The organism is Dysgonomonas sp. GY617 (genome assembly GCF_015233815.1).
Taxonomy (GTDB): domain Bacteria; phylum Bacteroidota; class Bacteroidia; order Bacteroidales; family Dysgonomonadaceae; genus Dysgonomonas_A.
Genome location: NZ_JADCLR010000001.1, coordinates 535,439 through 549,777, shown reverse-complemented (window position 1 = coordinate 549,777; position 14,339 = coordinate 535,439). Strand labels below are relative to the sequence as shown.

Here is a 14,339-nt window from a genome sequence, read left to right as displayed (position 1 = left end):
ACAAAGATTTATGAAACTAAACATACCCAGTTTAGGCAGTCTCTTTCCACTAGTAGACAGCCATGTATCAGCCACCCTCGAAATAGATGGCAGACATTACGAAATAGAGCATTTTCACATTGGTTTTTCACAAGAAGTAGATCATAAAGGACAGCCACAACACGAAACCAAAGGAGGGCAACTACTCATAACTCTCACTCAGTCCGTAGAATTCAGTATCATTGATTGGGCTAAACGCACAGGCAGACACAAAGACGGGAGAATCTGTTTTAAAACCGAATCTTCGGGAACCGTACTCGACATCAAATTCTTTAGAGCAAGTTGTATAGGCTTAAAAACAAGAGTAAGCTCAACAGAAGGACTAAGAACTGAACTAATCTTAGCTCCCGAAAAACTGAGCTTAAACGGATTGACTCACGATAACCAATGGAGGAGTTAACCTATGCCCAATCACAATACAATATCAGAAGAAGATTTTGAAATCAAGCTACGGCATGCAATCAAATATACAGGCTATGTAGAAGGCGTGGGTTATGCTGAATGGCTTCCTGTGCCTCATATATCAAGTACGCCCGATTATCCTCACGATGGTAGGATGTTTTCACAAGGTTCTAACTTCGTATCCAACGATTACGCCCTGCTTATAACACCTGTTGAGCAAACCCTGAATGAAAAGGATGTATTGAAGTCAATCGTCCAAATCAATCCCGACGGTAGTAGACTTGTCAATATGGGAAAATCGGAAAAGCCCGAGGAACTATCACGATTAGGTAAAATTGATGTCAAAATAGACACCGTAAATCAACGTATAAAAATAACTACGCACAACGTCAACGGTGATATAGAAAACATGCAGACAACAACACGCTCTCTCACTTACACTTTTAGCCAATTTAAAAACGAATATCCTTTTTTCAACAAGAATATAACTTTTTCTACGGAGCAAAAAAGTTCTATCAACACACAGGAAGTACTGAGCCAAGCAGGTAAAACTGCCTATATTGCAGGAATAATTACCTCCGAAATCAACAGACACATGGGAAAAGTATCATACTTCCGCCCCATTCGTGATGGCTGGAAAACTGTCTACCAAGCAAGTAGTAAATGGAGGTATTCAATTATACCCGGTAATATAGCAAGTAAAATAGCAAGATTCGCGAAGCCTGTAGCTGGAGTTGGAGCAGTTATAACTTTTCTTTATGATGCTAAAGGTATTGATATCTGGAGAAATTCACCGAACGATAAAAATGCTGTACACCCTGCAAAAGGAGGTATAGATATGATTTTTATAGGAATCGGTTTTGCTGGTCCTGCAGGGGCAATAGTCAGTGCTTTTTATTTCGGTATCGATGGATTTTATCCAGGCGGTTGGGCTCAGGCTCTTGAAGATCGCGACAGAAGAGAAAAAGAAGTACAAAAAATAATTCCCAAATATAGGGAAGTCCCTTATGGACCTAAATGGTAATTTATGAAAATATTAAATTGTTTACATAAGATACACAGCTTGCTTTTTTATAAGCTAGTTCGATTTGTACTACGTTTAGACAAGATGTTTATTAATATGCCTGATATGGAATGGGTAATGTATAAAGCTTTTTTCGCCTTATTCTGCATCCAAGCAATTTGGATTCTTATTTTATGGAAAGTTCTAGAAATAATTCTAAAAAAAGCAATTCCTGATTTTTTTGAAGATCAATTAATATCAAACTTATTATTTCTAGGAGGGCTCTCTATTTTTAATTATTTCACACTTATCTATAAAAAAAAATGGTTTAAATACGATAAGGAATTTGCAGGTTATTCCAAGACAAGAAATAAGGTAATCAATATAGCTATTCCTGTTTTTTATATCATTTCATTTGCTCTCTATTGTCTAGCTATTGAGATTTCTGCTAATATAAAGCTTGCAGCAAAAACAATTGATTTTTAAGGAAGTAAAAACAGTATTGTCCATTTTATTTCGTATCAATAGATTTTACCCCGGAGATTGGGAAAGGTATATTGAAGATTATAATAAATATTGTGCACCTAGCCATCCGTGGGGGCAACTAAGATAATATAACCAACTAATAATGTATTTTATCAAACAAGTATATAAATATTATTGCCTCTTATTCTATAAATTGGTTAAGACTGTTTTGCGTTTGGACGAAGTCTGTAATAAAGATTTGATTACTTTCAGTATGGAATGGGTGATGTGGAGAGCTTTTATAGCCCTATGCTTTATACAAGTAAATTGGTTCTTCGTATTAATGACAACTCTAGAAATAATTATTAAAAAGACAATCCCAGATTTCTTTGAAGATGGGTATGTATCTGCTTTATTATTTATTGGAATAGTTTTTCCCTTTAATTATATCACGCTTATTTATAAAAAAAGATGGTTTAAGTACGATGAAGAATTTGCGGCATATTCTAAAACCAAGAATAGAATAATAAATATCTCTATTCTCTTATTCTATATTCTTTCAGTTACGTTATATTTTGTTGTTGTAGAGATTTGGGCTGATTTAGGTCATGATGGAAAGATTGAAGGGTTTTAGAGCAAATAAAAACAATAGTCAGCACTTTTCATTCGGTATAGACACTTTTTACCAGGGAGGCTGGGTACAGGCACTCGAAGATCGCGACAAACGAGAAAAGGAAGTACAAAAAATAATCGCTGGATATAAAGAAGTTCCTTATGGACCTAAATGGTAATTTATGAAAATATTTAAATTATTAAATAGAATGTACATTCTATTTTTTTATAAGCTAGTGCGTTTTGTATACCGTTTAGATCAACAATTCCTTGAAAATCCTGATATGGAATGGATTATAAACAAAGCTCTTATAGCATTATCCTTCATCCAAATGATTTGGTTTTTTACTTTATTAAAAGTAATCGAAATAATTATAGGCAAAGAAATACCCTATTTCTTTGACGACCAATTAATGGACGCTACGCTACTTGTTGTTCTAATTTCTATTTTTAATTACTTTACTCTTATCTATAAGAAAAGATGGTATAAATACGATCAAGAATTTGCAGAGTATTCCAAAATCAGAAATCGAATAATTAAATATAGCTATTCCAGTTTTTTATATAATCTCATTCGCTCTGTTTGTTGTTGTTTTTATCATTTGGGGTAATTTGTGGGATGCAGGCAAGATAGAGGGATTTTAAGGAAATTAAAAAGCTCTTTATTCTTAGATCAGATACTTTTTCAGCCCGACAATTAGAATGTAATCGGTACTTTTTGTTTTATCACGTGCTTATAATTATCTTTGTCGGACGAAAAGGAGCAGCCTTTTCCGTGTAGCTTAGGATAAACCACGTAAAAAACAAAGTAATTAAAATGAAATCAACAGAATCTGCCCTAGTCTTATTTTCGGGTGGCCAAGACTCCACCACATGCCTCTTTTGGGCATTGAAACATTTTTCTTCCGTACGCACATTGTGCTTCACTTACGGACAACGTCATTCACAAGAAGTAGAAATTGCCGAAGGCATTGCCCAACGTGCAGGAGTACCTTTTCAAAAGCTCGATGCATCAATCATCAGTCACTTATCTACCAATTCATTAACCGACAACAGTGTGGTAATGGATAGAGAAAAGCCTGCCGATGCATATCCAAACACTTTTGTGCCGGGACGCAATCTCTTGTTTCTAACCTTTGCGGCTGTTATTGCCCGCAGTCATGGTATCCGCCATATAGTAACGGGCGTTTCGGAAGCCGATTACAGCGGCTATCCTGATTGTAGAGATACCTTTATCATGTCGGCAAATACAAGTATCAATCTGGCTATGGACGAACACTTCCAGATACATACACCATTGATGTGGAGAGACAAAACAGCAGTATGGCAGTTATCTGACCAACTTGGAGTTTTTGACCTTATCAGAAACGAGACCCTTACCTGCTACAACGGAATACCTGCCGAGGGGTGTGGCGAATGTCCATCGTGCCAATTACGAAACCAAGGATTAGAAAATTATTTAAAAATACGGAAACAAAATATCTGATTTTTACGTTTCTTTAAGATCACTGATCTTTTTATTAAAACCCTCATATTAAATGAAAAAAATTCTGCTCGCATTCGGTATAATCTGCTTCAGTATTACTGGTATGGCACAAAATACTAAAACAGACTTGATATTCGATGCTCTGAATCTCAAATTTTCACCTGAAGCTCTCGCTGATGCTAAGCGTGACTACGACTTGGCAAATGACACCATCAAAGCGATCATGCTGAAAGTTTACTCGATGCCCATGAGCAGTAAAGCAGAACTCATACAAAATTATGAGGAAAGGTCTGTTGAAATAGAAAACTTAAAGGACGAATTCACGAAATCAATCCCTAAAGACTTTGTAGTATCTCTGGAGATTAGAACCAAGGGAGACCTTCTTCATACAGTGGAAGGTATAGACCTCCAGATCTTCAAGAAAGATAGCAAGGGTGAATTAAAGCTGGTTGATGGTGATTGGGATATTCAATACGATTCGGACGAATTGTACACCCTACTCAAAATCATAGGCTGGGATCCGATGACCTTTAGCGGTATCAAGAATATGATGCAAATGGCAAACTGCATATCACTTCAAAATGGCGATCAAACTGAAATAGGCTTTGCTCGAAGCGGATTAGGTAAATATTCGTACCTCATCTTTCCCACTCCATTGCTAACTGTACCGCAAATAAAGGAATTCAACGACGGATGCCAATATGTATACTATAAGAAGAACGTGGTTCTTAAATATACAGGAGGAATGGCAGGTCCTCAATGCTTTACAGATTGAGAAGTTCCGCAACTTTTTAAGCACTCCAACAAAGAAAAAACTATCAAAGAAAAATTATGCAACAAGATAAACAATTGGAAAACCTTTCACTACTGGGAGGTAAAACAGAATATAAAGACAATTATGCTCCCGAAGTATTGGAAGCATTCACCAATAAACACCCCGACAACGACTATTGGGTAGCATTCAATTGCCCCGAATTTACAAGTCTTTGTCCTATTACAGGACAGCCCGATTTTGCAACTATCCATATCAATTATATCCCTGAAATAAATATGGTAGAAAGCAAAAGCTTAAAATTATATCTTTTCAGCTTTCGTAATCATGGCGCATTCCATGAAGATTGTATGAATATAATCATGAAAGACCTTATTAAATTGATGGATCCTCGATACATTGAAGTCATTGGTGTATTTACTCCACGAGGAGGCATAAGCATCTACCCATACGCAAATTATGGTCGTCCGGGCACAGAATACGAACAAATGGCTAAAACTCGTCTTTGGAATAGAAATCCTCAACAAGACTACACTAAATAAGCCACGGACTTCAAACCTCAAAAACTGAATATGCAGCCATCTTGGACATACCTACTGAGCTGAAATATATAAATATTATAAAAAAAGGAGCATTCGATAAGGATGTTCCTTTTTTTATAATATTTTCTATGTTCGCAGTTAAACAAGGTCGTGAAGTCTACAATGACGGATACTTTAATATATCTTCACAAACTAAATCGAAAATTAATTCAGACAATAAGGACAAGTTTAGTTTAACAGTTTATACATTACTATTGCATAACTTAATACACAAGCGTTATTATTTTGACACATCAACCTATTTTCTTTATGAAAATAACATTAATCAAATATCTATTTTGCCTATTCATTGGTACATCCTTGTTTTCTTGTCAAAAAGACAAGTCGCAAGAATTGATACGTGAGGCACAAAATAGCTTGATGATGGGTCAACCCGATGTCGCTCTCAATCTACTTGCTTCTATACAGAATCTCGAAAGTCTAGATGAATACAATTACATGAAGTATGTTGTAACTCATATAGGCGCAAAATACGAAGCGAAAGAGGATATTAAAGCAGATACTTTAATTCTTAAAGCTCAAAAATATTTTAGTGAAAAGGGAAATGCTCACGATCAGATATTAGCTAATCTCTATGCTGCCCAATTTTATAGTATGAATGACGACTATCCTAAAGCTTTGGAATATTATATGTACACGACTTATCAAGCTGACAAATCGAATAACCACTTAGCGGCTGGTACAAGTTTTAATAATATAGGATATATCTATTACGATCAAGATCTTTTTGATAAAGCTATAATTAACTATCGAAAAGCCTTGATTTATTATGACAAGGTGAAGAATACAGATCACAAAAAGATAAAAACATGTACCAACCTAGGGCAGTCATTCGAGGAAATTAATCAACTAGATAGTGCTTGTTTTTATTATAATAAAGCCTTAGATAAAGCTATTGAGATAAATAATGAAGCGTATCAGAGCTTTTCATTACAGAATCTAGGAGTAGTTTCATATACTATGGGAGAATATGACAAAACTGTTAAGTATTTTCAGTCCGCATTGGCTATGGATGTTACTAATAACATACAAACAAGACAAATGTATTTATTCTTACTAAATACCTATAATAAAAAGCAAGATTCTGATTCAGCCAAACGATACGCAAATTTAGTAATAAAAAATCTTCCCGAAGTAACTTTTATTTACACGATAAAAGGTATGTATACGGCTCTTTCCGAATACTATAAACAATCTGGCGACTTTCAACAAGCTTTGCAATATAATGATCTAGAGAAGAAAACCATAGAACAAATTGAGAAAGAAAAAAAGGTTTCTAAATTATTAGCTATTGACAAGGAAATTTACGTGGCTAAAAAAGATGAAGAAATAAACCAACTTCTCAAATACAAGCAATACACACGCTATATTGAAGAATTATTTTAATTATAAAATTAGATAAAAGAATTAACTTGATATTAATAAAGAAAATGATAAATATACCCAAGCAAGTAAATCTAATATTTATACAAACGAAAATATAAAACTAACATGAAAATTAAAACATTATTGATTGCGATTAGTTGTACAATATTCTTATTTACCTCGTGTGAAAAAGATGAAATGGGTAAAGGAATTACTGATGGCGGTGGAAAAGCAGACTCTATTAGTTCTCTAAATTCGGGCAATAAGACTATAGATAATAATGCTAAAGAAAATGATACTGATAGCTTATCATACAAGTCAAACAACCTTTTGGGTTTTGACATTGAATAATCCACCTTGATATTCTCTTTATAGACACAAAACTTTACATTCTATGAAACTATCTTTAACTCTAAAGTACCTACTGTACTTACTACTTATAACAGCATCTTTTTCTTGTGAAAAAGACAACTCTCAAAAAAAACTATTAAAAAAAGCTCAAGACAGCTTAATTATAGGCAAACCTGATATAGCTCTAAATTTGCTTAGCTCTATCCTGCATCCTGAAAGGATGGATAAAGACAGTTATATGCAATATATAGTTACTCATGTTGGTGCGAAATATGAAATTAAAGCAGATATCATTAACGACACTCTAATTTTTGAAGCACAAAGATATTTCATAGAGAAAGGAAATCCAGAAGAATCAGCCCTTGCTAATTATTATGCTGCACAAGTATATGATGAAAGTAGTAATTACCCAAAGGCCTTAGAATCTTATCTACTCACCCTTTACGAAGCCAGTAAATCTCAGAATCATTTATTAGCTGCCAAGAGTTTAAATAATATTGGATATATTTATTTTGAGAAAGATCTTTTTGATAGTGCTGTAATCAATTATCAAAAAGCCTTGAGTCATTATGATAGAGTAGAAAATATAGATAAAAATAAATTAAGAGTACTAATTAATTTAGGTCGTACTTATGAAGCTGATAATAAATTAGACAGTGCCTACCTCTATTTCCAAGAAGGCTTGAGCTTAGCTAAAAAAACTGATAGTAAATTAGAGGAGAGCCAACTCTATCAAAATTTAGGAGCAGTATGCTATGGTAAGGGCGAGAATGAACAAGCTTTAGAGTATTTTCAGTCTGCCTTAAATATAGGCATTACCAATAAAACACAAATACAGAAAATACATCTAACCTTACTAAATATCTACAATAAAAAGCAAGACCCAAAATCGGCTAAAGAATATGTTGACCTCGTAATAGCAAGTCTACCGGAAGTAACATACAATTATACTCTTAAAGAAATGTATGCCGCTCTAGCCGAATATTACAAGCAATTGGGTGACTACAAACAAGCTCTAGATTATAGTGAATTAGAGAGAGCAACTAAAGATCAAATTGAGAAAGAAGCAAATGCCGCAGCCTTATTGCAAGCAGATAAAAATTTCCACTTAGCACAAAAAGATAGGGAGGCTGCTCAATTACGTACACATCTTTATTTGTACTTGTCTATTGTAGCAATCGTTATTTTTATTGTACTACTATTTCTACTGTTTCTTTGGAAAGAGCATAAGAAAAACAAAGAAGAAATAAAATTACATACCGAAAAGTATGAGATCATTAAAGGAATGCTTCATTCAATGAATCAAAGATACCCACATATAGAAGCCGAAATAAAATCGATGTTGGAGGATAACGAGGAAGATAAAAAATAAAGAATACGTTGTTCAATTATTAGTAGTAGAGAGATAAAGCCCGAATAGGAAGAAGTTCCATTTGGGCTTTATTGATATGGAATTAAAATAAAAAAATACTAACTTCGCATCTCTTAGTCAGAAATTCACAATTTCTCTATATCTCATGAATACTACTAGAATCGAATTATATCGCCCCAAATACAAAGAAGATTTTGTACGCCTCAACACTGAATGGATTACTACATACTTTCGACTTGAAGAATCTGATTTACATACACTAAATCATGTAGAAGAGTATATTATAAACGAAGGAGGTCAAATTTTCGTAGCATTAGTCAACAATAAAGTGGAAGGATGTTGCGCCCTAGTGGCACATCCCGAGACGCAAACATTCGAAATGGCTAAGATGGCAGTAAGCCCACAAGCACAAGGATTAGGATTAGGACGCAAGCTTGGAGAAGCCCTCATTGCATATGCTAAAGAAAAAAGTATAAAACAGGTTTTTCTTGAAGGAAATACTTTATTGGAATCATCTATTATTTTGTATCGAAAACTGGGATTCATAGAGGTTCCCATAAAAGACTCAGCTTATGAGAGATGCAATATTATGATGGTACTTGATATTGAGTAACCTTATCGTTTAATTTCTATTTTACTCATTTTGAAGCCTCCTTTTACAAAATGAACTTTAATGGTATTAATTCCCTTTTTAAGATTAATATACCTCACCTCCAAAACACTCCAATCAGTAGTACTTCCCGAGGTCTTAAATATTGGAGTTTTCCGTCCATTAATTATTAGATAAAGAGAACCTTCTCCATCAACAGCTTTAGTTGATATATTAATCTTATAACTGCCTTGCTTTCTTGCACTGAAAGTGTATTGCAACCACTCATCGGCTTCTATACTAAATATACAATAACCATTCGACGAACTATCATCTGAGGGCATAATATCTACACCATCATTCCTATAAACACGTCCTTTATTTCCAAAACCTTTTACACCACTTGACACCCAATAGTCGGCAGTATCTTTATCGAAATAGGCATAACCATTACGTCCTAAATCGAAATCAGTAGCATTAATTACCAAAGGCATTTTTTCTTTCAGAAAAAAGTTATGAAATGGTTTAGTGGCAGTTGTTTTTACTTGTCTGAATAAGGCATCCACATAATCTCTCTTAAAATGAGTATTCTCAACCTTGTAGTCGTCTGCCAATTGCATCAATCCTTTATATGCTTCTTCGGGAGTAGGTCTCGCTCCCTCTCCTTTCCAAAATGCTTTCATTTTTTCGTATTCAGGGTTCGTAGGTATTTCCATCACACAATTGAATCCCATCTTTTTGTAAGTCCACCAACACCAACCAATGTCATTATGTTCAAAGAGTTTAATTGCATTGGTATGCCATGTATTAGAGTTCTCGCCCGACTCGCTCATCCACAAAGGTGCATTATATTGCTTACGGTATTCGAGAAAGTTGGCTATTGATTGATCATTGTTATACGTCCAATACTTATGGAAGCTGATTACCATATTATCGTCCCACAGAGGAAATATACCTTTGTAATTATTCCCCCAAGCATTACCCGAAATCACAATAAAATGCTTCCGATCTACTTCGCGAATAGCTTTTGTAATATCAATATATAGTTGACGTAAAGGCGCGTTTAATTCTTCGCGATTACCATTAAGATCTTCTGAATCCTGAAATCCCCAATTAGGTTCATTCAAAATATCGTAGCCTCCTATCCATTCTTCGTTTTTATAACGTTCGGCAAGTTTTTTCCATAGAGCAACTGTTTTCGCTTTGTTTTGGGCACTATTCCATAGTTTCACGTCCGAAGCATCAGATATCGCAAGATCATTGCCCTGTCCGCCCGGAGCAGCATGCAGATCGAGTATCAGGTACATTTCATTAGCCTTACACCAACTAAGAATAGAGTCGGTAAGCAAAAATCCACTTTCTAGCCATGTATCCTCACCCTTTTTAGGCTCTTTTTCAATTGGAAGAGTGTATAAATTATAGTGCATCGGTAAACGGATACTATTAAAGCCCCACTTAGCAAGTGAATCTATATCTGCTTTCCGTACACCATTTTTTATCCATGCTGCATAAAATTCAGAGGTTTTCTCCTCTCCTATCAAATCATATATTCGTCGTCTTATATCTGTTTGATTTTTAGCATCTCCCGACAATTGCAGCATATATGGTTCTTGCAATACCCATCCACCAAGACCGATACCACGCAAAAGTACTTCTCCATTATCATTCACAATCTTTGTACCATTGGTCCTTAGAAATCCTTTTGCATCGATACTGCTTATTGAAAAAATAATACAGATTAAAAATAAAAAATTTAATCGCATATATTTGAAGATTACATTTGTTGTCATTTCCTTATATTTTATTTAACCTAATCTTATACAGAAACATAGAAAGGCTAGAAGATAGTAGTAAGCCATACTCAATGTGCTTCGGCAGGGATCGTTCTTCCCCATTGAAAAGGTATGTGCTCATTAATTTTCTACTAAGATAAAATAAAACTTGGAAATAATATATTATTGTAGTATTTTCGCATCCGATTTCGGGATGTAGCTCAGCCCGGTTAGAGTACACGTCTGGGGGGCGTGAAGTCGCAAGTTCGAATCTTGTCATCCCGACCGAGATCAAAGCCCTGATAAACAAGCGATTAAGCATGGTTTTACAGGGCTTTTTTTCTGGAAACACACGTCTTTTTTGTTAATTTTACAGACTGTATGTGACATGTTTGCACATATTTGGACATATTTTCCAATGAAACATTGCATAAATATTGCACTTAAAATGTATTATTGACATTAAATTTTTCTTTATTCTATAATTATATTGAGATTAATAATCATCGAATAAGTGATTCTTTTATTTGTAGAGAGTGTGCTTAAGCAAACCTCTCTATCATTTTGATAACACAACTCATTAAATGCTCATATGATACTGGGATCTACCTCAAGTTTTTTACATAAAGCATTGTAATGAATTTCATCATTATTCTTTAATCCTTTTAAAATTAGAATAGCTAATCTTTCTGCTTCAGGAATATCGAGTAATGTGTTTCCCTTTTCCAGCCATGATAGATGTGAATATTCATTCGATGATCTGTTTAGTTGGCTACCAACAATTTCACTAAAAAAATCATTAAGCAAATAGAGAGGATTATTTTCTCCGGCATACTTGAATGAAAGATAACTTTCCATAAATCGCCTCATATTATTACCTATATTATATAGTAAAGTATAGTTTTCTTCATAATCTTTAATCTTATTATCTATATTATCATAAGGTTTTGCTATGTCATATATTTGCTTAAATAGGTATATATATTCTGTTGTATTTAGTCTTAAATGTCTGGGCATTATCCTAAGGACACTTTTGGATGCATCTTGCATTTTCTTTTTCTCAATTAGCAAATGAATCATGCTAGGATTATTATCGCTTAGATATAATCCTGAGATAGGAAATAATCTATGCAAATATTTAAGGAATTCAAGATTATGAGTAGATATAAATAATTGATTAAATTTCACATTTTCTATTTTATTAGCAGAAATGATAATTGTGTTTATTATTCCAAAAATAAAAAAGATATGGTTATTATCTAAGCTTGATATTGGATCATCAATATATATAATTAGATTATTTTTAGCATCTTCTTTTTGCAACTCATCTTCAATTGTAGCTACGAAATAACAGAATGCAATTAAACTACATTCTCCTTCGCTTAAATTTCTAGCATCCTCATTTCCTCTCTTTACAACAAAACGAATTTGAGGTTTTCCTTCTTCCTGAAATTCTTTAGGTTTAAGTTGTATACTATCATGTCCAAAAAAGTTTTGTAGATGCTCGTTTATCTTTTCAGCAGCCTGACTTTCATTCTTCAACTCTTTTTCTAATTCTTTTATGTCGCTTACCAATTTAGATTTTTCTTTCGTCCAATTTGATATTGTTGTTGTTAGTTGAGTATAATCGTCATAAATGCTTAGAGCTTCTTCTTTATTTTTGGCAATCGCCTGCAATAAAGCATCATGTTCAATATCTGTTAAAAAGTTTTTAATAGTATGGTATCTTAATGTTTTTCGAGCGGAATCTTTGTCTACCTCTATTGATATGCTCTTGCTATTATTTTCTTTTATCAGAGAATTAAAGTCATCTATTATTGAGTTAAATTCAGTGCTAATTATTTCCAACTCCGAAAAATCAAGATCCTTTATCGGGGTAAATAAATTTTTCGAACGATTTATAAGTTTCTCTTCTAACCAATTTATTTGCTGATTTTGTATTTCAATAGCTTTATTCCATTTCCAATCAACTTCTTCATATTTAGAATGAAGAGCAACATAAAACCGCCCCTTTGTAATCTTATTTTTTGATAAGTAATTTTCTATTATAATACGTAGTGATCCCAGTCGGTCGAGCATTGCTTGAATGTTTTGCTCTAACTCTTCTGATTCTTTGCTGAAATGCCCATCTAGTTCCTTACGTCTAGCTTCAGTAATTGGATTTTCACAAAATGCACAGATATCAGTCTCCTTATGTAAATTACGCCCAGTTTTAACCCAATTTTGTAATAAATCATTCTCAATCAATTCTTTTAATACTGTTGAAAGTGTGATTTCTTTAGATAGTAAAGCCTTAGTATTATTTATATAATCAGAAAAATTAAAGTTAAGAGGAGATACTTGAGATATAGTCTCTTTAGCTTCTTCTTTTATTATTGCTTTTAGTTGATTTTCTTCATCTTCAGATAATAAGCAGGCTAGGTTATTATTTCTAATATCATCTATATCGGAATATAAACTATTAATATTATAACTAGAGGAGAATTTTTGATTTATGAAGTTGGAATTCTTTTTTATTTCCTGATTCGCCTTATTGCCAATTCTTATTGCCAAATTAGATTTGAGACCATCTAAGTTTTTATTGGCAATATCAACCTCGGCTTTTTTCTTGTTTTGTTCAAAATTCAATGTTCCTTCTTCATATGAGCTAGTATCTTCATTTTTTACTCCTAGTTTTAGGTCAATATCCTCTATGTCTTTCTCTATATTCTGGATCTCCTTAACAATATTATTGTTATCAGCCCCCAATAAAGCAAAAGACTTTATATCTCCATTTTCATGATAGATCCAACTAAGATTCTCTTTAACAAAATCGGTATTATATACTCTTATGGTTTTAGGATAATTCAAATTATTTTGGTCTATAACAGTATTCTCCTGTGTTGACATTATAAACTGAGCATCAAGGTAATCTTTATGTAGTTCTTGTTTTTCTACGCATCTAAATATTCTTGATAATGTAGTTTTGCCAGAATAGTTTCTACCATAAATGATATTTACTTTCTTAAAAATGTCTTTGGTAGTATCATTTCCTATCTCAGAATCCCAATTGTAATCGGAAAAGAGGCCAAATTTTTGTATATCAATTTTCTTAATCATAATAAAAGAATAAAGTTTGCTTTTTGTGCTAATTTATGAATAATTTCAGATTGAAAACAATTAACCTAGAAATAAAAATGAGTAGATTGATAAGCTTATTTCAAATTAAAAATTGTGGATACTTGGATTCTTTTAATTAAAGGGTGTTAACATATAGCACATTTCTCATATAAGAAAGCACTAAATATTCTGAATTGAATTTAGACACTCTACGACGTTGATACACTAATTCTACTTTCTCTAAATTCTAATTCAAAAAAGGGAAAAAGGAATTCCGCAATCTCTGTTTTAAACTTTTCTCACTTAAACTCACAACTAAAAGCACCTAGCTTCGCATAATTTCTAATATCAATGAGTCATATTCGGAGAAGACAAATCGACATAAAAAGGGCTTCTAAAAAGCAAAAACT

The 14,339-nt window shown here is 33.4% G+C and carries 15 protein-coding genes and 1 tRNA gene; 14 read left to right on the top strand and 2 right to left on the bottom strand.

Annotation, left to right across the window (positions count from 1 at the left end; translation table 11 throughout):
• The first annotated feature begins 10 nt into the window (after positions 1-10).
• The 13 genes from tssD to IR022_RS02250 all read left to right on the top strand — a co-directional run bounded on the left by tssD (position 11) and on the right by IR022_RS02250 (position 9,082).
• The gene (tssD, locus tag IR022_RS02310) at positions 11-439 is read left to right on the top strand and encodes a type VI secretion system tube protein TssD (protein WP_194202455.1); all 429 of its coding nucleotides are present in this window, start codon (positions 11-13) and stop codon (positions 437-439) included.
• Positions 440-442: 3 nt separating this feature from the next.
• Entirely contained in the window at positions 443-1,465 is a 1,023-nt protein-coding gene (locus tag IR022_RS02305) for a hypothetical protein (RefSeq protein ID WP_194202454.1), read from the top strand.
• Between the two features lie 3 nt (positions 1,466-1,468).
• Positions 1,469-1,930 (top strand): hypothetical protein, encoded by a 462-nt coding sequence (locus IR022_RS02300; protein WP_194202453.1) that lies wholly within the window; start codon positions 1,469-1,471, stop codon positions 1,928-1,930.
• Positions 1,931-2,072: 142 nt separating this feature from the next.
• On the top strand, positions 2,073-2,543 hold the full coding sequence (locus tag IR022_RS02295) for a hypothetical protein (RefSeq protein ID WP_194202452.1): 471 nt from the start codon (positions 2,073-2,075) through the stop codon (positions 2,541-2,543).
• Positions 2,521-2,700 carry a hypothetical protein gene (locus tag IR022_RS02290; RefSeq protein ID WP_194202451.1) on the top strand — a complete coding sequence of 60 codons (180 nt, stop codon included), beginning with the start codon at positions 2,521-2,523 and terminating at the stop codon, positions 2,698-2,700. Before IR022_RS02295 ends, IR022_RS02290 begins: the two co-directional genes overlap by 23 nt.
• Before the next feature lie 3 nt (positions 2,701-2,703).
• On the top strand, positions 2,704-3,132 hold the full coding sequence (locus IR022_RS02285) for a hypothetical protein (protein WP_194202450.1): 429 nt from the start codon (positions 2,704-2,706) through the stop codon (positions 3,130-3,132).
• A gap of 206 nt (positions 3,133-3,338) precedes the next feature.
• Entirely contained in the window at positions 3,339-4,007 is a 669-nt protein-coding gene (queC, locus tag IR022_RS02280; RefSeq protein WP_050710516.1) for a 7-cyano-7-deazaguanine synthase QueC, read from the top strand.
• Positions 4,008-4,059: 52 nt separating this feature from the next.
• Positions 4,060-4,782, top strand: coding sequence for a hypothetical protein (locus tag IR022_RS02275; RefSeq protein ID WP_050710515.1), 723 nt, complete (start codon positions 4,060-4,062; stop codon positions 4,780-4,782).
• A gap of 56 nt (positions 4,783-4,838) precedes the next feature.
• Entirely contained in the window at positions 4,839-5,321 is a 483-nt protein-coding gene (queF, locus tag IR022_RS02270) for a preQ(1) synthase (RefSeq protein ID WP_194202449.1), read from the top strand.
• A 309-nt stretch (positions 5,322-5,630) separates the two neighbouring features.
• Entirely contained in the window at positions 5,631-6,767 is a 1,137-nt protein-coding gene (locus IR022_RS02265) for a tetratricopeptide repeat protein (RefSeq protein WP_194202448.1), read from the top strand.
• A gap of 105 nt (positions 6,768-6,872) precedes the next feature.
• On the top strand, positions 6,873-7,097 hold the full coding sequence (locus IR022_RS02260; protein WP_050710512.1) for a hypothetical protein: 225 nt from the start codon (positions 6,873-6,875) through the stop codon (positions 7,095-7,097).
• A 43-nt stretch (positions 7,098-7,140) separates the two neighbouring features.
• On the top strand, positions 7,141-8,469 hold the full coding sequence (locus IR022_RS02255; protein WP_194202447.1) for a tetratricopeptide repeat protein: 1,329 nt from the start codon (positions 7,141-7,143) through the stop codon (positions 8,467-8,469).
• A gap of 145 nt (positions 8,470-8,614) precedes the next feature.
• The gene (locus IR022_RS02250) at positions 8,615-9,082 is read left to right on the top strand and encodes a GNAT family N-acetyltransferase (protein WP_194202446.1); all 468 of its coding nucleotides are present in this window, start codon (positions 8,615-8,617) and stop codon (positions 9,080-9,082) included.
• 2 nt (positions 9,083-9,084) lie between these two features.
• On the opposite strand, the gene IR022_RS02245 is transcribed toward IR022_RS02250, so the two are convergent.
• Complete coding sequence (locus IR022_RS02245) at positions 9,085-10,848, bottom strand: cellulase family glycosylhydrolase (protein WP_194202445.1); 1,764 nt, start codon at positions 10,846-10,848, stop codon at positions 9,085-9,087.
• A 192-nt stretch (positions 10,849-11,040) separates the two neighbouring features.
• On the opposite strand from IR022_RS02245, the gene IR022_RS02240 reads away from it, so the two are divergent.
• Positions 11,041-11,115: transfer RNA gene (locus IR022_RS02240), tRNA-Pro, on the top strand.
• Positions 11,116-11,418: 303 nt separating this feature from the next.
• On the opposite strand, the gene IR022_RS02235 is transcribed toward IR022_RS02240, so the two are convergent.
• Complete coding sequence (locus IR022_RS02235) at positions 11,419-13,929, bottom strand: AAA family ATPase (protein WP_194202444.1); 2,511 nt, start codon at positions 13,927-13,929, stop codon at positions 11,419-11,421.
• Between the last annotated feature and the right edge of the window lie 410 nt (positions 13,930-14,339).